The 18406-nt window shown below is 39.2% G+C and carries 22 protein-coding genes and 1 tRNA gene; 7 read left to right on the forward strand and 16 right to left on the reverse strand.

The features are described 5' to 3' along the window. Nucleotides 1-76: 76 nt before the first annotated feature. Genes AAHB15_RS24895 through AAHB15_RS24905 form a run of 3 tightly spaced genes read right to left on the reverse strand, consistent with a single transcriptional unit; the run spans nucleotide 77 to nucleotide 2271 of the window. A complete protein-coding gene (locus tag AAHB15_RS24895) occupies nucleotides 77-1192 on the reverse strand; it encodes a cysteine desulfurase family protein (RefSeq protein ID WP_335574308.1) in 1116 nt (371 codons plus the stop codon). A gap of 24 nt (nucleotides 1193-1216) precedes the next feature. Continuing rightward, nucleotides 1217-1942: a gamma-glutamyl-gamma-aminobutyrate hydrolase family protein gene (locus AAHB15_RS24900; protein ID WP_342043556.1), complete on the reverse strand. Its 726-nt coding sequence runs from the start codon at nucleotides 1940-1942 to the stop codon at nucleotides 1217-1219. A gap of 20 nt (nucleotides 1943-1962) precedes the next feature. Continuing rightward, on the reverse strand, nucleotides 1963-2271 hold the full coding sequence (locus AAHB15_RS24905) for a BC1872 family protein (RefSeq protein ID WP_335574306.1): 309 nt from the start codon (nucleotides 2269-2271) through the stop codon (nucleotides 1963-1965). Between the two features lie 307 nt (nucleotides 2272-2578). On the opposite strand from AAHB15_RS24905, the gene AAHB15_RS24910 reads away from it, so the two are divergent. Together AAHB15_RS24910 and AAHB15_RS24915 are read left to right on the forward strand one after the other, a co-directional pair. Further along, a complete protein-coding gene (locus AAHB15_RS24910; RefSeq protein ID WP_144566591.1) occupies nucleotides 2579-2779 on the forward strand; it encodes a hypothetical protein in 201 nt (66 codons plus the stop codon). A 169-nt stretch (nucleotides 2780-2948) separates the two neighbouring features. Further along, entirely contained in the window at nucleotides 2949-4016 is a 1068-nt protein-coding gene (locus AAHB15_RS24915) for a sulfite oxidase (RefSeq protein ID WP_335574305.1), read from the forward strand. Between the two features lie 70 nt (nucleotides 4017-4086). Here the strand turns inward: AAHB15_RS24915 and AAHB15_RS24920 are convergent, their stop codons facing one another. The 3 genes from AAHB15_RS24920 to AAHB15_RS24930 all read right to left on the reverse strand — a co-directional run bounded on the left by AAHB15_RS24920 (nucleotide 4087) and on the right by AAHB15_RS24930 (nucleotide 6593). Continuing rightward, nucleotides 4087-4881 (reverse strand): GNAT family N-acetyltransferase, encoded by a 795-nt coding sequence (locus tag AAHB15_RS24920; RefSeq protein WP_342043557.1) that lies wholly within the window; start codon nucleotides 4879-4881, stop codon nucleotides 4087-4089. A 159-nt stretch (nucleotides 4882-5040) separates the two neighbouring features. Further along, nucleotides 5041-5913, reverse strand: a complete 873-nt coding sequence (locus AAHB15_RS24925) for an SDR family oxidoreductase (RefSeq protein WP_335575672.1) — start codon at nucleotides 5911-5913, stop codon at nucleotides 5041-5043. Nucleotides 5914-6191: 278 nt separating this feature from the next. Further along, nucleotides 6192-6593, reverse strand: coding sequence for a HAMP domain-containing sensor histidine kinase (locus AAHB15_RS24930; RefSeq protein ID WP_342043558.1), 402 nt, complete (start codon nucleotides 6591-6593; stop codon nucleotides 6192-6194). Between the two features lie 395 nt (nucleotides 6594-6988). Between AAHB15_RS24930 and AAHB15_RS24935 the strand changes: the two genes are divergently transcribed. Beyond that, nucleotides 6989-7771, forward strand: coding sequence for a Cof-type HAD-IIB family hydrolase (locus AAHB15_RS24935; RefSeq protein ID WP_342043559.1), 783 nt, complete (start codon nucleotides 6989-6991; stop codon nucleotides 7769-7771). A 116-nt stretch (nucleotides 7772-7887) separates the two neighbouring features. On the opposite strand, the gene AAHB15_RS24940 is transcribed toward AAHB15_RS24935, so the two are convergent. After that, nucleotides 7888-8937, reverse strand: a complete 1050-nt coding sequence (locus AAHB15_RS24940) for an LLM class flavin-dependent oxidoreductase (RefSeq protein ID WP_335575669.1) — start codon at nucleotides 8935-8937, stop codon at nucleotides 7888-7890. 160 nt (nucleotides 8938-9097) lie between these two features. On the opposite strand from AAHB15_RS24940, the gene AAHB15_RS24945 reads away from it, so the two are divergent. Further along, on the forward strand, nucleotides 9098-9385 hold the full coding sequence (locus AAHB15_RS24945) for a hypothetical protein (RefSeq protein ID WP_335575674.1): 288 nt from the start codon (nucleotides 9098-9100) through the stop codon (nucleotides 9383-9385). Between the two features lie 131 nt (nucleotides 9386-9516). Here the strand turns inward: AAHB15_RS24945 and AAHB15_RS24950 are convergent, their stop codons facing one another. Beyond that, complete coding sequence (locus AAHB15_RS24950; protein WP_335575668.1) at nucleotides 9517-10164, reverse strand: glycosyltransferase; 648 nt, start codon at nucleotides 10162-10164, stop codon at nucleotides 9517-9519. Between the two features lie 92 nt (nucleotides 10165-10256). Continuing rightward, on the reverse strand, nucleotides 10257-11138 hold the full coding sequence (locus tag AAHB15_RS24955) for a mechanosensitive ion channel family protein (RefSeq protein WP_420491232.1): 882 nt from the start codon (nucleotides 11136-11138) through the stop codon (nucleotides 10257-10259). Between the two features lie 210 nt (nucleotides 11139-11348). On the opposite strand from AAHB15_RS24955, the gene AAHB15_RS24960 reads away from it, so the two are divergent. Continuing rightward, nucleotides 11349-12023, forward strand: a complete 675-nt coding sequence (locus AAHB15_RS24960) for a cell wall hydrolase (protein ID WP_342043560.1) — start codon at nucleotides 11349-11351, stop codon at nucleotides 12021-12023. A gap of 121 nt (nucleotides 12024-12144) precedes the next feature. Then, complete coding sequence (locus AAHB15_RS24965) at nucleotides 12145-12849, forward strand: YjjG family noncanonical pyrimidine nucleotidase (protein ID WP_335575666.1); 705 nt, start codon at nucleotides 12145-12147, stop codon at nucleotides 12847-12849. Nucleotides 12850-12889: 40 nt separating this feature from the next. Here the strand turns inward: AAHB15_RS24965 and AAHB15_RS24970 are convergent, their stop codons facing one another. From AAHB15_RS24970 to AAHB15_RS24980, 3 genes are all read right to left on the reverse strand, one after another. Next, entirely contained in the window at nucleotides 12890-13438 is a 549-nt protein-coding gene (locus AAHB15_RS24970; RefSeq protein ID WP_335575665.1) for a hypothetical protein, read from the reverse strand. A 115-nt stretch (nucleotides 13439-13553) separates the two neighbouring features. Next, nucleotides 13554-14771 (reverse strand): threonine synthase, encoded by a 1218-nt coding sequence (locus AAHB15_RS24975; RefSeq protein WP_335575664.1) that lies wholly within the window; start codon nucleotides 14769-14771, stop codon nucleotides 13554-13556. A gap of 266 nt (nucleotides 14772-15037) precedes the next feature. Continuing rightward, a complete protein-coding gene (locus AAHB15_RS24980) occupies nucleotides 15038-15262 on the reverse strand; it encodes a YkvS family protein (RefSeq protein WP_261380711.1) in 225 nt (74 codons plus the stop codon). Nucleotides 15263-15348: 86 nt separating this feature from the next. On the opposite strand from AAHB15_RS24980, the gene AAHB15_RS24985 reads away from it, so the two are divergent. Next, nucleotides 15349-16104 carry a YoaK family protein gene (locus AAHB15_RS24985; protein ID WP_342043561.1) on the forward strand — a complete coding sequence of 252 codons (756 nt, stop codon included), beginning with the start codon at nucleotides 15349-15351 and terminating at the stop codon, nucleotides 16102-16104. Nucleotides 16105-16159: 55 nt separating this feature from the next. Here AAHB15_RS24985 and AAHB15_RS24990 read toward each other — a convergent pair whose 3' ends face one another. The 4 genes from AAHB15_RS24990 to AAHB15_RS25005 all read right to left on the reverse strand — a co-directional run bounded on the left by AAHB15_RS24990 (nucleotide 16160) and on the right by AAHB15_RS25005 (nucleotide 18247). Further along, nucleotides 16160-16387 (reverse strand): hypothetical protein, encoded by a 228-nt coding sequence (locus AAHB15_RS24990; protein ID WP_144566605.1) that lies wholly within the window; start codon nucleotides 16385-16387, stop codon nucleotides 16160-16162. Between the two features lie 67 nt (nucleotides 16388-16454). Continuing rightward, nucleotides 16455-17342 carry an NAD(P)-dependent oxidoreductase gene (locus AAHB15_RS24995; RefSeq protein WP_335575661.1) on the reverse strand — a complete coding sequence of 296 codons (888 nt, stop codon included), beginning with the start codon at nucleotides 17340-17342 and terminating at the stop codon, nucleotides 16455-16457. A 40-nt stretch (nucleotides 17343-17382) separates the two neighbouring features. After that, on the reverse strand, nucleotides 17383-17979 hold the full coding sequence (locus AAHB15_RS25000; RefSeq protein ID WP_335575660.1) for a class I SAM-dependent methyltransferase: 597 nt from the start codon (nucleotides 17977-17979) through the stop codon (nucleotides 17383-17385). 194 nt (nucleotides 17980-18173) lie between these two features. Then, nucleotides 18174-18247 (reverse strand) — tRNA-Arg (locus tag AAHB15_RS25005). Nucleotides 18248-18406 lie beyond the last annotated feature (159 nt).

The following is an 18406-nucleotide window of genomic DNA, read 5'->3' on the forward strand; positions in this document are numbered from 1 at the left end:
ATTTGTGATTTAATCAAACTCACAAATGGCTTTTTTTATTTCAAAATTTAGTGTAATATCGCATGGCCCTTGTTTTCTACACTATTCTTATTAAACCTAATACGACCTGATCGATTTCGTCTTTTGTCGTGTACCTGCCTAAACTAAAGCGAATCGCACCCATCCCAACTTCCTTAGTGACACCCATCTCCTTTAATACCGGTGATAATTCAATTCTTCCGGCATGACAGGCAGAACCAGTCGAGGCAGCTAGACTTGGTATTGCCGCTAACAGGTCTTGACCTATTTTTCTTACAAAACTTACATTTAAGGTATTTGGTAGCCTTTGTTCAGGATGCCCATTCAAGACAATCTGCTCCCCAAATGCATCCATTAATTGACTCCAAAAATAGTTAGTCAAATTTTTTAAATCAGGATTACCTTCCTGCTGCTTCGCGAGCTCACAGGCCTTTCCTAATCCTACTGCCAGTAATGTATTTTCAGTGCCTGCACGAAGGCCGAACTCATGCCCTGCTCCGTGAATGAGCGGTTCAAGCTCGATTCCGTTTTTGATATAAAGTGCCCCGACCCCCTTAGGTGCATATAGTTTATGGCCGGCAATCGTGAGCAGGTCTACATTTAGCTCATGCACATTGATTGCCACCTTTCCCGCTGACTGGGAAGCATCTGTATGAAAAACAATCCCATATCTTTCAGCTATTTTCCCAATCTCTTTGATGGGCTGTAAGGTACCTGTTTCATTATTGGAGTGCATAATCGAAATCAGAATGGTCTCATCGGTAATCGCCTTTTCGACTTCTTCCGGTAAAACTCTCCCGTAAGGGTCAACTCCTAGGTATGTCACCTTTGCCCCAACTTGTTCCAAAAACTGACAAGGATTCATGACCGCAGGATGTTCAATTTTAGAGGTGATGATGTGGCTGCCTTTATGCCGATTTTTAAAATAAAAGCCTTTCAAAGCTAGGTTATTTGCTTCGCTGCCACCACTAGTAAAAATGATTTCTCTCGCCGAACTGCCGATTAAATCGGCCACCTGTTCTCTGGCATTCTGCAATAATTCTTTTACCGGTTTCCCAGCCCAATGTAAGGCTGATGGATTTCCATAAAAGTCAGTCAGCAGCGGCTGCATGGCATCAACGACTTCAGGTGCCAATGGGGTACTAGCATTATAATCCAGATAAATTTTTTCCATGTATCAATTCCTCCGTTCCATCCATCAAACCGTAACTTTCAAACAGCTTTTAATAAATTCTACGAACAAATTGTTCATCTGATTATTGGTGTTTGCCATGGATTCTGGATGCCATTGCACTCCCACTGTAAAAGTATTTGGATAAATGTATTCGACAGCCTCAACAATCCCGTCAGACGACTCTGCTACTACTCGTAAATCTTTGGCCACCTTATTTATTGATTGGTGATGAAGACTATTTACTCTAACCTGCTCGGAGTCCAGTATTTGAAATAATTTACTATCTTTTTGGATGTTGACCCAATGAGTTTCGCGGCTTCTAGTAACCTTTTGCGAGTGTTGAATCGGCTCTTTGACTTGGCTTGGGATATCTTGTAGTAACGATCCTCCTAAGGCCACATTTAAAATTTGAATTCCTCTGCATATGGCGAGCAAGGGAATATTGTTCTCTAACGCGTATTTGGCAATGGCGATTTCAACCGAGTCGCGCTCACGTGTAGTGGGACCTAACTGTGGATGTGGATCCTCGCCATAAAAAAGTGGGTCTACATCTTCTCCGCCACTTAGGATAATCCCGTCACAAAGCGGCATCGTTTCTATAGCTAGTTCCGCATTTATGTATGGAAGAATGATCGGTAGTCCTCCGTTAGCGGCGACTGTCTTATGGTAATCATGATGAACATAAACGCCTTCCATAAATTGATTATGATTGACATATGCCCCTGTAATACCGATAATTGGTTTATTCATGAAAAATCTCCCCCTTAATACTAAAGCCAGCCCTCATCAATGGAGCTATTATCCGCAATGGAAAAGGCTGCGTTTGTAATCGCGTGGGCTAAAGTTTCACCCGTTTCACAAACATCATCAAAACAAGCCTCGTTTTTCCCATTTGTTTTATAGACAAAGCCTAGCTCTTTTAATCTTTCTACTAAAAGCATGGCATGTTCGAGGTTGTCTTCCGGTTGAAACTCCGAAACAGGAATGAAGATTTCCTTCCCATTATCATACCATCTGTCCCATCGATTTAGCCTCCAGCCTAGGATTCTACGAGCAAGGATTTCTATTTTGTTCATCATATGTAATGACTCCTTTATTTACTAAGTTTTATTATTTTACCATTTTCATAGTTTCTCTCCTATAAAAACAGATCCAGTTCCGGCAAAAGCAAAAAATTTTCACAAAATCGCCACAATACACTATACTTGGACTTACTAACTTTTTTTAGGGTTTTATATAGTTAGGAAAGGGAAAATAAGTATTGAGGTGAAAAAAATGAACGTTACTATGATTACAGTCGCCAAGCAGCAACTCAAAACTCAGCTTGGTAACGCACCAATTGTTCGAATTAACGAAATCCGAACTACTGGTTGAGGGGCGACCTATATGTATGAACTTGCTCAGGTTGAGCAGGCAGAAAATGATGAGGTTTTTAAGATTGATGATATTACCATTCTTATTGACTCACTGGTGATAAGTCATCTGGATGGGGATGTTGTGATTGATCATAACAAAAATTATGGCTTTATTCTAAAAAACAGTTACGAGATTTTAACCTTTGGGATGAAGTTAATCAAAAACGCATAACCTATTATCGTTTCAATACCTATCTAAAACTGAAACAAAACAGCCACTGTATCTTGGAGAAACAGTGGCTTTCAATTTACCTTTTTCACGCAAACAAAAGACCTCTTAATTGAATAATAAGCCTCCAAGTACATATGCATTAAATAGTAAAGTTTAAGGAGGTAGTTACTTGAAAAAATTTCATCAACCAGGGGTAAAACCCTACCTGATTACAAAGTCGTTAAACCCAGAAAATCAGGAAACACCCCTACAATTTATAAATAATAATATAGTAGATGGAAATTTATTTTACAGAAGAAATCATTTTTCTTATCCTCACTTTACATCATCCTTCTACTTTCTTCCAATTCAGGGATTCGTGCATACCCCAAGAACATTTTCATTACAGGAAATATACTCACTGCCATCGAGAACGATCAAAGTGGTTTTAGAGTGTTCAGGAGATAAACGAGACTTTTTTGAACCAAAAGTATTTGGAGAACAATGGGAAAAAGGTGCCATAAGTCAAGGAATTTGGAAAGGAGTATCTTTAAGGACATTACTGCAGTACACTGGGGTGATTGATGCTGCCAAAGAATTAGTTTTTGAAGGTTATGATTACGGTGAGAGACCTGATTCCGACCAGATGGTTAACTTTTCAAGAAGCTTACCAATTGAAAAATCGCTTGAACCAGACACCATCATAGCTTATGAGTATAATAATCAGCCAATCCCCTTTAAGCATGGTTTTCCCTTGAGATTGATCGTCCCTGGCTGGTATGCAATGGCCTCTGTAAAATGGATTAAAAGTATTACTGTGATTGACAAGGAATTTAAAGGCCCCTATCAAACAGTGGACTATGTTTACTATCCAAACAAAGAAGATGATAGTGGGAAGTTTCCAGTCACGACGATCAATGTAAACTCTACGATTCAATATCCATTAAATAGGCAATTACTGACTACAGGAATATACCAGATAAAAGGAATTGCGTGGACTGGAAAAGGAAGTATAGACAAAGTGGAAATTAGTTTAGATGATGGTCACACTTGGGAGACCTGTCAATTAACATCTACATCTGAGAAGTATTCATGGGTTTCTTGGAATTATCAATGGGAGGTGCTTAAAAAAGGTGAGTATACGATAAAATCAAAAGCAACAGATTCACATGGGAATGTCCAACCTTCAAAACCATTCTGGAACCGAAAGGGCTATGGTTATAATGCAGTTGATCATATAAAGGTTAAAGTGGAATAAAACCAAACATTGTAAACCGATAAGGCTTAAGGCAGAGATGAAACTCTGCCTTATAACATTTCAATTTCGTTTATTTATATGTATAAATCATCCAGAATCCAATGTCTTCAAAACCAATCCGTTTATAAATGGCTCCAGCTTCTGGATTGTCGTAGAACAAACATAGTTCTTTTCCTTCATCAAGAAGTTGACTGCACAACTTCAGCATACAGTTAGTAGCGTATCCTTTTTTCTTATATTTTTCTTGTGTAGCTACCCCCACCACCATGGCTGACATTGAATTTTCTGCTGCTGTTGAGGCGGTTGATACTATTTTCCCATCTTCCTTTATAAAAAATGATCGCGAACTTCCGTCATTCAGTTCACGTAGTTTTCTTTCCAAAGTCATGGTTGATAAGTTAAATTCTGGAACCGAGTTTAGTAATTCAACAAGTTCTTGTGCATCGTGGGGTTTTGCTTGTTGAACATTTGATTTGTCAACATTATTTGTAACAGTATTTAATTTAGTGCATTTAGCATAATAAAGTTTTCTTTTCCTTTTGTAAGGTTGATTCAGGAAGGGCTCAATTTGCTCGGTAATCCCCTTTAGACCTGACATCAGCTTAAAAGTAGAATCGTTAGACATGACCTCAGCAAATCCTCTTGCATCAAATGAATCTAATGCAAATGGAATATAATTTTCCTCGAATTTTAACAAAACAGCAATCAGGTCTCCACCTTCGTTAAACTCTCCCCAAAGCTTTTGAAATTCTTGTTCATACCCATATACCTCTATGTCACCAATAATAAATAAGTTTTCTGCAGGTTTGGTTTTCAATAAACTTAGACAAACGTCATGATCATTTATATTTAATCTTCTTATCATGTTTCTCCCCCATTTTATGTACTCTCTAGGTAAAATTTCCCTTGTAATTTATTAGTATAATATGAACCCAGCTAACATGGAAGATAACTACTTTGATTCTGAACGATTAATTAAAAAACCGACCCTTATTACATTAGAAAGGTCGGTTTTGAAGTTACATTATTCTGTTTTTGAAATTCCTTTAACGATTTGGGTCAATGCCTCTGTGATTGGTGTAGCTGGACGACCAAGAAGTTTTTCGAAATCATTACTCTCAATTTCCAAGGCCCCCTCACGAATCCCTTTCTGGATGTCTACTAGGAAAGGAATGATGAATTCTGGGACGCCAGCACCTTTCATAATGTCCGCATATGCATCGTCATCCACCCGTTGTACAGGTATCTCTTTCCCCAAAACTGTTCCTAGTGCAGATGCAAACTCTTCTTGTGTTAATGGCTTACCTGAAAGCTCATAGATTGTATTTTCGTGATTTCCCCCTGATAGTACCGTTGCTGCAGCCTCTGCATAGTCTTGTTGCAATGCCCAGCCAACCTTTCCTGAACCTGCAGACGTCACCCAAGGGGCACCTGCTAGAACTCCTTGAATGCTTGAGATTTCATTTTCCAAGTACCAGTTGTTGCGTAAGAAAGAATAGGGAATGCCTGTTTTCAAGATTGCCTCTTCTGCAGCACGGTGTGGCGGTGCAAGGAACATCACGCTTTCCATAGCATTACCTAAACTTGTATACGCCATAAATTTAACCCCTGCACGTTCAGCAGATGCCACTGCATCTGTATGCTGACGAATTCTTGTTTCATTGTCTCCATCCGCAGAAATGATTAATATGCGATCGATCCCTGCAAAGGCAGTATCCAATGTCTCTGGGCGATCAAAATCTCCTTGGCGAACTTCTACTCCTCGAGCCCGTAGCCCTTCCGCCTTCTCTGGATTGCGAACACTGACAGCAAGTTGATTGGCGGGGACAGTTTTCAATAAAGCCTCTACAACCTTCATTCCCAGCTTTCCTGTTGCTCCTGTTACTAACATTTTCATTGACTATTCCTCCCAGAATTCTTTTGTTTACTATCATTCTTTCCTTTTGTAACAAATTTAATTAAATGTAACTATAATAATTACATTAGTCGTTTTTGTCAATTATTTTTATTATCCTTATTTATCTTGTACTAAATTGTTAAAAATACTGATTGTTTTAAACCAGTAAAAAAGGACATGTAACAAGATGTCTCTCATTACATGTCCCTTTATGTTTATATTCTTAATTGAAATTTGCCAACAGCTGAAAATTTCATACTTGTGCTCTGAATTCTAAATTAAAAGCTTGATGAAGGCATAGTAATTGTAAATGTAGTTCCAACATCAACTTTGCTGTCTACATGTATGGCTCCATCATGACTTTCAATAATTTGAAACCAAACCAACAGACCTAGTCCTGTTCCTTTATCCTTTCTGGTATAAAAAGGTTCACCGATTCTATTCAATAAATCTTTCGGGATACCACTCCCTTGATCGATGATCTGTATTTGAATATTTTCTTCGATATCCACTACATTAAGAAAAATATTACCGCCATTCTCCATGGAATCTATAGCATTTTTTATTAAATTGATAAAAACTTGCTTGATTTTTGTATTTTCACAGTATATATAAAGGACCTCACGGCTAGTTCGTAGTAATAATTCAATGTTCTTCAAATTTGCCTGAGGCTTTAACAATACAATCACGTCTCCGATTAATTGTATGATGTTATGATTTCTTCGATTGTCAGAATGAGGCTTGGCGAGGAGATGGACATCTCTAAATAATATTAGGTTCACTGTTTAGCATTATGGTTTCTGGAACCTTGTTTTTATAGGTTACAAAAGGTTGGTAGATATTCTATCAACCTTTTTTTATTTTCAAAGTTATAGCTGAAGTATCAACCGAAATATAATAAATTACTAATACAAATTAAGCCTGCGAGAAAGCTATTAATACCATTAACTTGACTTACCATATTTTTTGTTTACACTTTTTGAGTGGAGCTTTTATACGGTTTTTAAACAGTCATGATATACTTGGGGATATGCATTTTATAATCTAGCTATAGAACAGCAGCTTAGGAGTGTGAATGATGAATTATAAGGTAGTCATCTTAGATATAGACGGAACTATAGTTCCACATGGAAAAACCGTCAGCCCCGCAACAAAGGATGCGATTCAGCGGTTAAAAGATAAAAACATAAAGGTAGTCATTGCTACGGGACGGGCTCCTTATTTTTCAAATTCTGTTGTAGTGGAAACCGGAGTAGAATCAATGGTTTTCTTTAACGGTTCGTATGTTTATCATGAAGGAAAAGAGATCTATCAAAGTGCAATTGATAAAGGTATCTTAAAAAGGGTTCATCAGTTATCTGGTGATTATCAACATCCGCTCACTTTCTTGAGTGGTTCAAGCTTTACAGCAACCGACTTGAGTCATCCTTTTGTTGTTGAAGCCTATAGTCATGATCCGTGGAAGCCTGTTCTAGCGCCTCCTCGTTATTGGATGGACCAAGATATTTATCAGTTGTTTCTCCACTGTAATTTGGAGGAAGAGATTCATTATAAGGCTAAAATTCCCGAGTTGGATTTTCGCAGATGGAGCTCTGGGGCACGAACCTGTGATGTGAATCTTACGAATTCAAACAAGTCTGTTGGGATTACAAAGTTATTGGATAAGCTTGGTATTGCTCCTGATGAAGCTGTTGCCTTTGGAGATGGTATAAATGACATTGAAATGCTCTCATTGGTAGGAATGGGCGTAGCCATGGGGGCGGCATCTGATGAATTAAAGCAAGCCGCAAATATGGTGACTCTTTCTGCTGAAGAAGATGGGGTTGTTTACGGGTTGGCAAAGCTTGGATTAATTTAACTGAGAAAAAGCTTGTAGCAATGATCGGGCACGACCTTCTTCTACAAGCTTTTTTAGGTTTTGTAAGTTGAATTTCTGGTTCAAACTGCATAAAGCCTTTTTTTAAATGCAAGGATTTATTGTTCTGCCTCCCATTTAGAAACTTCCTCACGAACCCGTGGCGCTACCTCTTTACCCAATAGCTCAATCGCTCTCATAACATCCCTATGAGGCATGCTTCCTACCGGTACATGGAGCATGAACCTGGTAACCCCCACATTCTTGCGAAGATAAATGATTTTTTGTGCCACCGTTTCAGGGTCTCCTACATAAAGCGCCCCTTCAAAACTTCGTGCCGCATCAAAACTGGACCGATCGTAATACCCCCAGCCCCGCTCACGACCTAACACATTCATTGCTTGCTGGGTAGACGGGAAAAATTTATCAGCTGCAGTCTCAGTGTCTTCTGCAATAAAACCATGGGAATGGGATGCGACCGTTAACTTTGAAGCATCATGTCCTGCCTGTTCCGCCGCTCTTTTATAGAGTTTAACAAGCGGTGCAAACTGGACAGGACGACCGCCAATAATTGCAAGAACAAGCGGTAATCCTAACAATCCGGCACGAATAACGGAATCCGGCGTTCCCCCGCTGCCAATCCATACCGGCAGGGGATTCTGCACAGGACGAGGATAGACACCCAGATTATTTATTGCTGGACGATGCTTACCGCTCCAACTCACGTTCTCGGACTCCCGCAATTTTAATAAAAGATCCAGTTTCTCTTCGAACAGTTCATCATAATCTTGCAAATCATAGCCAAACAATGGGAACGATTCAATAAACGACCCACGACCCACCATGATTTCCGCTCTCCCGTTTGATAGACCATCCAGCGTGGCAAAATCTTCAAATACCCGGACAGGATCATCAGAAGAAAGAACGGTCACGGCACTTGTCAGTCTGATTCTTTTTGTCTGAGGCGCGGCAGCAGCAAGGACCAGAGTTGGAGAGGATGCTGCATAATCTTTGCGGTGATGCTCCCCCACTCCAAATACATCTAAGCCTACCTCATCTGCAAGGACAATTTCCTCCACGACTTCACGGAGCCGCTCGGCATGACTTATTACTTCTCCGGTCTGAACGTCCGGGGTGGTTTCTACAAACGTACTAATCCCTATCTCCACCTATAATTCCTCCTATTTCTACTCAAATTATGTAAGTAATTATGACAGCCTCATTCTATCATAGTTTGTTCAAGTCTATAGCCATCCCTAGCTCAGTTAAAATAATTTTTGGGTAGTTTACACATAATACAGAAAAAAGGTGTGTTATTGCTTGGATTACTTGGATTTCCCTTCCATTCAGATGAATTTTTGGGATGCTGTGTTTGCGATCCCAATGATTATGGTGTTAACACAATTCATTAAGGTTTATTTTAAAATTCCGAAATGGTTTGTCCCTACGATTGCTGTTTTATTCGGACTTGGTATTTCCATTTTTATTAGTCACAAACATAGCTTAATCTCTGGTCTTTTCATGGGCTGGTTTTATGGATATGCGGCGATTGGCTCCTACGCTTCTTTAAAAACAAACATTGTTGCGTATCGAAATAAAAAAAGTGATAAGTATTAAAAAAAAGGAAATCTTTCGTAATTCAGTCTACGATAGATTTCCTTTTTCTATATAATATGGAAAGTATTAATCGACTTTGAGAAATGTCTAGCTCAGGCTATACGCATCTGAACAGGGCGGTTGGGCTTTTCTTACCTAAATCTATTAGGGAACTGTTTAACAATTCCATCTGTTAAAAAGTCACCCATATGAATGAGATGGGTCTCATTGGTATCCGCCGTTTTGATATCTGCGGTCCAATCCCCTTTTAAGCGGTCCTCTACTTCAGTCGTGGTCAATTTTAAATTGGTATAGAACATGTCAGTTAGAACCTGTTTATTCCAATTCGGGTTTGCACTAGTCAGGAAGGCAACAATTTCATCGGCATTACGGATCCAATCTTTATTAAATTGATTGACCTTCGCTTGGTCCCCGGCTTTTGCCGCTTCAATAATTTTACCGGCAATTAAGATGTGTTCCTTAAGTAAACTCGTTAGCATGTTCCCTGCCTGTACTCCATAATAGGGTTTAATAATATTACCAAGATCCACTTGATTCTCTAATAACCTTGCCAATACATCATTTTGATCTTTAAGTCCCGCTAGGCTGCTAACAATAAACTCTCTTGTCCACCAAGCATGTTCAATCCACAGCTTTTGCATTGGATACTTTAATTGAATCACCGATTGATTAATACATGCCCGCTGCGGTGCCGGTCTCCCTTCGGCTCCGGCGGATGAAACAGTGGTTGTAAAGGCGAGTGCACTAACAAACAAACAGGCGATTAGTTGTTTTTTCATGGTTGACTGCTCCTATACTGCTATTTTTTAAGTTTTAGTATTGTTAATTTTTCCTTCCTTATACAATTAGATCCAGATACCCAAACAAAAAATTACACCTTATCAGGAAGAGTCTGATCATTCAAGGGATCATTATAAAGAACCATCCCTGGCATATTAATCTGATGTTTGTGAAATACCTTTAATAATTCAAACCTTACCTGTCTCGATACCTCAAAATAATCATCTGGCCAAACAAGCCCCACCATACAAAGCTCATAACCGACATATTTCTGATTAGGGTTAAGGTCTGTTATGCCGATAAACTGAAATTCCTGCTCAGGGCTGCCGTCCTCCATTTTCAACAGGCATTGGGAGTATCTTTCATTACAAGTACTGCAGACTTGCTCCATCAACTGCTTCATTTTTTGTGGATCTTCCTGATAGCTGACTGTCATTCGTTCAATGACGCGCATTTTTCCTTTATTAAAATTTTGAATGGTTCTTACTTCCCCATGTGGAATCGTCAATAATTTTCCTGACCATTCACGAATTTGCATAAAACGAATGCCAATCTCCTCAATAGTACCTGAGTTATTTCCATTAAAGGTGACATAATTTCCAACACGGAACTCTCGATCGGACAACCGAACCAAACCTAATAAGATATCCTTTAACACCTCCTGGGCCGCAAGACCAACAACGACACCGACTAGTCCTGCTCCAGCAAGCAAGCCTTTAAGGTTCATAAACTGGCCAATCAGGTAAACAATCACAATGGTCACTGAAGAATATTTTAAGGCAGAACGGATTACCCCTTGGATGGTTTGTTCGACCTCGTCTTCCAATAGGTGAGACTTTCGAAAAAACCAATCAACACTCCGGTTAATCACAAACGAAATAATCATTAGGAACACGATCATAAAGACGACTCTTAAGATTAAATAATCTCTTATATATTTCAAAAAATTTTCTGAATAAGTTAAAAGGTCCATCGATTCACTTCCTTCAAAAATTGGAATCACCTTTTAGCATGACCTATATTTTCCAGAATTATGTTCTTTGCCCTTTTTTGTCTATTAATCGCTTCTTTCTATAAAATGCAACTCTAGTATTACGTAATGTAACTGTAATACTCTGTAATACTAATCTAGCAATTCCATTCATAGAAATAGACATTAATAAGAGAATTCGACTGGAGGAAAATGACCTTGAAAAAACTTATTACTGCCATTTCTGTTATAGCTTCTCTATTATTTGCTTCACCTGCTTTTGCCTACACCGTAAAAAGCGGAGATACGATGTCAGGAATTGCCAGGAGTCAGAATCTTTCATTGCAAGAATTAGCGAGACTTAATCCGCAGATTAAAAACCTGGATTTAATCTATGTAGGACAAAATGTTGATACAGGAACTATGGAAGAAAAAACAACCAGACAAACCGTCGATACAGGAACTCTGGAAGTAAACGCAATTGGACAAGCCGTACATACAGCTTCAAAAGCTGAAATAACCGTAGGATACTCGGAAAACGAATTAGATTTGCTTGCAAGATTAGTCCGAGCAGAGGCTGAGAGTGAACCATACCAAGGAAAAGTCGCCGTCGCCTGTGTGGTCCTTAATCGAGTTGCCAGCTCCTCGTTCCCTAATTCGATTAAAGAGGTTATCTATCAAAGGGGGCAATTCCAGCCTGTCCGGAATGGAGAAATTAATCAACCGGCGGATGAGGATTCGATTAGAGCCGTCCAAGAAGCCATGGATGAAAAATGCGATGTAGCTGCTGGCTCGTTATTCTTTTATAATCCAGCTACTGCGACGAACCGCTGGCTTGATACAAGAGCTACAACGCTTGTGATTGGCCATCATGTTTTTAAAAAATAACTTTATGATCCCAGCGCTAGGGGTTTTCCAATCTTATGGATGGCACCTGGCGCTTTTCTACGCTAAAATTAGAATGTTGTAAATCATGAAAGTTTTATGAAGAAACAAAGGGGAAAGTATAATGAAAAAATATCAAACATTATTATTCGATGTCGATGATACATTATTAGATTTTGCTGCTGCTGAAGCCTCAGCCCTAAAGCTCTTATTTGAGAGTCAAAGTATAACGCTAACAAAGGAAATGGAAGCCCGCTACAAAAAAATAAACCACGGACTGTGGAAATTGTTTGAAGAAGGACACATCGAACGGGATGAAGTAGTCAATACCCGTTTTTCCCTTTTATTTAAGGAATACGGAAAAACCGTTGATGGTGCCTTATTAGAAAAAAACTATCGCGGTTATTTAGAAGAAGGACACCAATTAATTAGTGGTGCGCTTGAATTAATGTCCGTGTTGCAAAACCAATTTGATTTATATATTGTTACAAACGGAGTTTCCAAGACACAGGACAAACGCTTACGTGATTCCGGTCTTCACCCGCTCTTTAAAGAGATTTTTGTCTCCGAAGATACAGGTTTCCAAAAACCGATGAAGGAATTTTTTGAATACGTCTTTGCCCGAATTACTAATTTCTCTTCAGAACATGCTTTAATTATTGGTGACTCCTTAACCTCTGACATTAAAGGCGGGCAGCTTGCCGGCCTGGATACTTGTTGGTTCAATCCTAATGCAACACCAAACAACACCGAAATTATTCCTACCTATGAAATTCGGAATCTCAATGAGCTGCATCAAATCTTACATTTGGATCAAAGGGACATATAAAATAAGCCTTCATGTGATGCTGCACATGAAGGCTTATTCATTATATTCGACTATTGTTTGTAGGACTCTTTTGACTTTCGAGCTGTTTATCTGAGGCCTCTTCTATATCATCAGTTATTTCATCAGCTGGGTTGCTTTTCTTGTGTTTCGTCTGAAAAATATCTTTTGATACAGTATTAAGTTTTTTTACAAAGCGGTTAAAACCAAATCCCACAAAGAAGGCTACACTAATAGGCGCATAAGGAGTATCTTGATAATCAGTAAACTGAATGAGTAAAATACCACTTTGGATCAGCGTGACGGCCACGACTGCTGTGCCTGTGGCAAAAATGGGATAAAAAATATACATAATCCATTTTCGATAATCGTGTAACTCGTCTTCCATATAGTGAGTACAAAACATATAAAGATGTCTTAGTGAACCGCCAATTGCTCCAGCGAAAAAATAATACAAAAAGATTTTGATATCAGAAATAAATGGCAGAGATTTTTCAAGCGCACCGGTCCCTAACATGCCTACTGCGATAAAACTGCCAAAAAACAGCAAGCAAAGGTATGTCAAAATGACGGCTTTTAACCATGTTTTCATTTGTGACACCTCCACTACTATCCTATGTTGCTAAGAGTAGAGATGTCACAGCCTTTAGGACCAAATCCAATTAGAACGAAATGACCAATAAGCCTTGGCCTTTTTCGCCTGTTTATTAAGCTTTAATGACCTCATCCGGGTTTAATAATGTTACATTGTTTGTTTCAACGGTTTCCGGATATTTGATGCCCTGCCCGGTGTTTAAACAAACAACTGTTTCATCTACTTTTATCCAGTTTTGCTCACGTAAAATACGGGCTGCAGCAAACGTAGCCGCACCTTCCGGACAAATGAAGTTCCCTTCAAGTTCCGCCACCAGCTTCTGTGCTTCCGAGAGGTCGTTTTCCGAAATGGCAATCGCACAGCCATTTGTTTCATAAATGGCTTCCAAGACCAGGAAATCACCCAGTGCTTTTGGTACATTAATGCCAAAAGCATTAGTCTTTGAGTTTTCCCAGAATACCGATTCCGTTTTCCCCTCTTGCCATGCCTTCACGATTGGAGCGCATCCCTCCGCTTGAACTGCTACCAATCTAGGAAACTTATTAGCTTCAATCCAGCCCATTTCTTTTAATTCCAATAGTGCTTTATAAATGCCGATAATGCCAACACCACCGCCAGTCGGATATAAAATGACGTCGGGAACCTGCCAATTAAATTGTTCTAAAATTTCGTATCCCATTGTCTTTTTACCTTCAATTCGGTATGGTTCTTTCAAGGTTGACGCATCATAAATCCCCTGTTCGTCGATAAGCTTGCCAACAATTTTACCTGCATCACTGATTAGTCCATTTACTAAATATAAATTGGCACCGGAGACAGCAACTTCTTTTCTCGTGATATTAGGGGCATCTTGAGGCATAACGATGGTTGCTTTAATGCCGGCTTTTGCAGAATATAGCGCCCAGGCTGCGCCTGCGTTGCCATTAGTCGGCATTGCCAGCTGTTTCACACCCAGTTCCTTTGCTTTGGAGATTCCGACACTAGCCCCGCGAGTTTTAAAGGAACCTGTTGGAATGATCCCCTCATCCTTGATATACAAATTAGCTAAAGCGTATTTTTCGCCTAGTTTCTTTAGTTGTGTTAAGGGAGTCATCCCTTCATCTAAGGAGACGATATTGTTTTGGTTTTTAACGGGAAGCAGTTCATGATATCTCCATAAACTATTCTTTCGAGAGTTTAAGTCTTCTTTTTTAAAAATTGATTTAGCTTCATTCAAATCGTATCGAACTAATAATGGTGCTCCACAACGACATAGCTGATTTACTTCATCGACGGTATAAATCTCATGGCATTTTGAACACTCAAGATGGGAAACATAACTGTACTTCACTGTTTTTACCCCTCCAAATATTTATTTATGTATACTAACCCGTTTCCTCTTTTTCTTTCGATATGCGAAATATAAAAGTTTGGACCATTTTATTATATCCGATAATTCCGAGTATTTAAATATGTATTAAGAAAGAAAAAGTGTTGAAATAGGTTCTTCTCCTGACAATCCATAAAGGTTAACTTTTGTCATACTTCATAAAAAAATGTAGTGAGGTTAAATCCACACTACATTTCCGTAACTTCCTATCCTTTTCTTTCATATGTTTATGACTTTTTTACTTTGTAATTTTTATGATTTACGATTGTCGTGAGTGGTTCATCCTTCTCTTTCGAATAACCGTATTGGACGATAACAGAATTTTCACGAACCCCAGAAACGGTTCCTTCGTGACTTTCTCCATCACGCTTAAATGTAATAATATCACCGATTTTTGCCGCAGCCATTTCTTTCACCTCGCCTTTATCTTTTCCAAAAAATCGAATTGTCATTCGATTACCATTGCTGCACCTACATAAATTTTTTGACCTTAACAAAAAATAGGAGAAAAAGTGAAGTTTTATTTGGGAGAAACGATATGGGAAAAACACAGGCTCTTAGACGTAAACATTTATCTGGATTAGATTTAAGAAGATATTTATATAAAAGAAGGACTGTCGTTCACAGACTAACAGCTGAATCAGTTGGTCTTGGTATACTGCTTGCGGTAGTTGGTGGATTCTTAGATGCCTACACATATGTAAGCCGCGATGGGGTTTTTGCCACTTCACAGACTGGTAATCTTGTTTTGTTAGGCGTAGAGGTCGCTCATGGGCAATGGACTCAAGGATTACGGCATATTCCACCGATATTCGCATTTGTATTAGGAGTAGCCGTGGCTGAGGGCTTAAAACATCCGCATATTACTAGGACCTTTCCACACCCGGCCCGCACCGTTCTTTTGTTAGAAAGCATTGTTCTTGTCATTGTAGGAACCTGGCCTGTACAAGTACCGAATATGATTGTGACCATAACGATTGCATTTGTAGCCTCTGTACAAATTTCTTCGTTCCGTACATTAGTGCAATGGCCCTATAATTCGGCAATGGTCACAGGAAATTTGCGTACAGCTGCGCAAGCGGCATATACTGCACTAGTGTTGCATGACCGAAAGGGTCTCCTTCAACTTTTAGACTTTACGCTGATTATCATCTCTTTTTTATTGGGTGCATTAATTGGTACCTTAACAACCTTACATTGGGGGACAAGAGCCATTTGGTTTGCCTCAGGCATTCTTCTATGTGCCATGCTGGTCTTAAAAGCAAACCCGAAAACATTACTTAATAAGTCATAAAGAAAAGAGGCAGGATTTACTCTCATGGTAGGGAATAAATATTGCCTCTTTAAAATTAGATTCTCTTTTTAACATCTTCCCGGATTGATTCAATAATTTCGTCTGGTATATCCGCCGGAAGTGATGTACCATCCTCAAAAACCCAGCAATTGATGATTTCTAAATCGGCCTTTTTAAAGGTAATGCTATAGTTTTTATGTTGGTGAACAAATTCTGCCGTCACATATTCCTCGACAGCAAAATCATCATCGATAATCATATTGGTGATTTCATATGGCTTCACAGCGATGTCTCCTTTTTGTGCCATTTAAACTATAGCATTAACTGATTAGGACTATTTATTCAATGAGTCATTCCAGCCCTGCTTCCTCGTTAGCCAGTTTTGTTAAAGCTGACCAATCGAGGTTTCCTCGGCCTTTTGCAGCAGAGGCAAGAAGACGATTATGTACTAAATTGGCTAATGGCATTGGGGTCTTGGTGCTATTTGCTTCATCGAGCACAAGGTTGCAGTCTTTTAGACCAAGTGCTAATTGGAAACCGGCAGGCTCAAACATCTTTTTGGCAATCATCGACCCATACCCGTTATAAACGGTACAATTAAATAAACTTGACGAATATACTTCTGCCACAGTTTCCCGATCCATCCCATTCTTTTCGGCCAAATTAAAGGCCTCGGCCATGGTCTCCATAGCTGCCATAATCATAAAATTACCACCTAATTTTACAACATTCGCATTACCGGGTTCTTCCCCCAGGTCAAAGACACGCTGGCCCATTGCCTCTTGAACTGGTTTGACTCTCTCCATTGCATCTCTATTACCTGATGATAATATCCATAATTTTTGCGCTGCGGCAGCCTCAGGACGGCCAAAAACAGGCGATGCTATATAAAAGCTCCCCCTTTCTTGATGGAACTGCGCGATCTTCCGTGATGTCTCGGGTGCCACGGTACTCATGGATAAATGGATGCCATTCTCCCCTAATTTCTCCCCGATTCCATCTGATCCAAAAACCAATTCCTCTAATGCCTGGTCATTGGAGACCATTGTAACAACAATACCTTCAGGTGTAACCACATCACATGGACGGTTGACCTGTTCAGCACCTGCTGCGACTACCTCGTACGCCTTATGTGGGGTCCGATTATATACTTTCACCTTGAACCCCGCATTTAAAATGTTCTTTACCATTGGCTGTCCCATATTACCGAGTCCGATAAAACCTATTTCGTTTACCATTAAAACTCCTCCTAACTTACTTAACAATTCAAATTAGTATCTAAGATTGCTCAGATTTTGACTTTATTGTCTCGACCGAAAGAAATAACCCAATATAATAACTTTTTATCTCATTAATCTCCAATTCATTATTTTTTATTAATGTAAGAGTATCACGATTTAAGCAGCATCCGTCACATATTTTTTTCCAAGCGGGTGTTAAAAGCTCCTGCAAGCCTGCTAAAAACCGGTTATCCATTTTGACGTGCTCAAAAAACAGTAATTTCCCTCCTGGTTTACATACTCGTATCATCTCGATCATTGCTTGGTCTGGATTTGGTATTGTACATAGTACGAGTGTTGCTACAACCGTATCAAAACTATGATCAGGAAAAGGTAGCTTTTCAGCACCTGTCTGTTCTATTTCAATTACTACAGGGGATTGTTTCAGTTTCTCTCGTGACCTTTCAATCATATAAGTACTTGGTTCGGTTGCCACTACTTTTTCAACCGATTTATATAGAGGAAAATTAATACCTGTCCCAGATCCGATTTCCAAAACACAACCATTAGCCCTAACTAGAAGCTCCTCACGAATCTCTTTAAACTTCTTTTTTTCTAAAGGACGCATAAAAAAGTCATACCCTTTAGCAAACATCCGACCCAAAATTAGTCAACTCCATTATGTATATTCTTGTTTTACATTATCACTAAAAAATAATAAGCGAAAGTCTCATCTTTTTACTGATTACTCATACTTGGTTAAATAAATTTTCTCTCCTCTAATTTGAAACAAAAAAAGCAGTAGATTCTAAAATTGAATCCACTGCTTTAATGTTTAAAGATAACTTACGCGCCCGAAAGGAGTCGAACCCATAACCTTCTGATCCGTAGTCAGACGCTCTATCCAATTGAGCTACGGGCGCATTTTGTTGAATTGAGAGTTCGTTCTCTCAAAACTAGATAATGTATATAAAAAGAAGTAAAAACGAGTTGCCTCTAGACTATGGTTAAGTCCTCGATCGATTAGTATCAGTCAGCTCCACATGTCACCACGCTTCCACCTCTGACCTATCAACCTGATA

Origin of the sequence: Bacillus sp. OTU2372 (assembly GCF_038440275.1) — a bacterium.
GTDB classification, from domain to species: domain Bacteria; phylum Bacillota; class Bacilli; order Bacillales; family Cytobacillaceae; genus Neobacillus; species Neobacillus bataviensis_B.

Excerpts from the sequence above, each read along its gene's own strand:
- AAHB15_RS24925 (WP_335575672.1), bottom strand. The coding sequence starts at position 5,913 with ATGAAAATGTTAGTAACAGGAGCAACAGGAAAGCTGGGAATGAAGGTT.
- AAHB15_RS24900 (WP_342043556.1), bottom strand. The coding sequence starts at position 1,942 with ATGAATAAACCAATTATCGGTATTACAGGGGCATATGTCAATCATAAT.
- AAHB15_RS24985 (WP_342043561.1), top strand. The coding sequence starts at position 15,349 with ATGGGAAAAACACAGGCTCTTAGACGTAAACATTTATCTGGATTAGAT.
- AAHB15_RS24905 (WP_335574306.1), bottom strand. The coding sequence starts at position 2,271 with ATGATGAACAAAATAGAAATCCTTGCTCGTAGAATCCTAGGCTGGAGG.
- AAHB15_RS25000 (WP_335575660.1), bottom strand. The coding sequence starts at position 17,979 with ATGTTTGCTAAAGGGTATGACTTTTTTATGCGTCCTTTAGAAAAAAAG.
- AAHB15_RS24955 (WP_420491232.1), bottom strand. The coding sequence starts at position 11,138 with ATGGACCTTTTAACTTATTCAGAAAATTTTTTGAAATATATAAGAGAT.
- AAHB15_RS24910 (WP_144566591.1), top strand. The coding sequence starts at position 2,579 with ATGTATGAACTTGCTCAGGTTGAGCAGGCAGAAAATGATGAGGTTTTT.
- AAHB15_RS24965 (WP_335575666.1), top strand. The coding sequence starts at position 12,145 with ATGAAAAAATATCAAACATTATTATTCGATGTCGATGATACATTATTA.
- AAHB15_RS24895 (WP_335574308.1), bottom strand. The coding sequence starts at position 1,192 with ATGGAAAAAATTTATCTGGATTATAATGCTAGTACCCCATTGGCACCT.
- AAHB15_RS24995 (WP_335575661.1), bottom strand. The coding sequence starts at position 17,342 with ATGGTAAACGAAATAGGTTTTATCGGACTCGGTAATATGGGACAGCCA.
- AAHB15_RS24950 (WP_335575668.1), bottom strand. The coding sequence starts at position 10,164 with ATGAAAAAACAACTAATCGCCTGTTTGTTTGTTAGTGCACTCGCCTTT.
- AAHB15_RS24960 (WP_342043560.1), top strand. The coding sequence starts at position 11,349 with ATGACCTTGAAAAAACTTATTACTGCCATTTCTGTTATAGCTTCTCTA.
- AAHB15_RS24920 (WP_342043557.1), bottom strand. The coding sequence starts at position 4,881 with ATGATAAGAAGATTAAATATAAATGATCATGACGTTTGTCTAAGTTTA.
- AAHB15_RS24980 (WP_261380711.1), bottom strand. The coding sequence starts at position 15,262 with ATGACAATTCGATTTTTTGGAAAAGATAAAGGCGAGGTGAAAGAAATG.
- AAHB15_RS24970 (WP_335575665.1), bottom strand. The coding sequence starts at position 13,438 with ATGAAAACATGGTTAAAAGCCGTCATTTTGACATACCTTTGCTTGCTG.
- AAHB15_RS24935 (WP_342043559.1), top strand. The coding sequence starts at position 6,989 with ATGATGAATTATAAGGTAGTCATCTTAGATATAGACGGAACTATAGTT.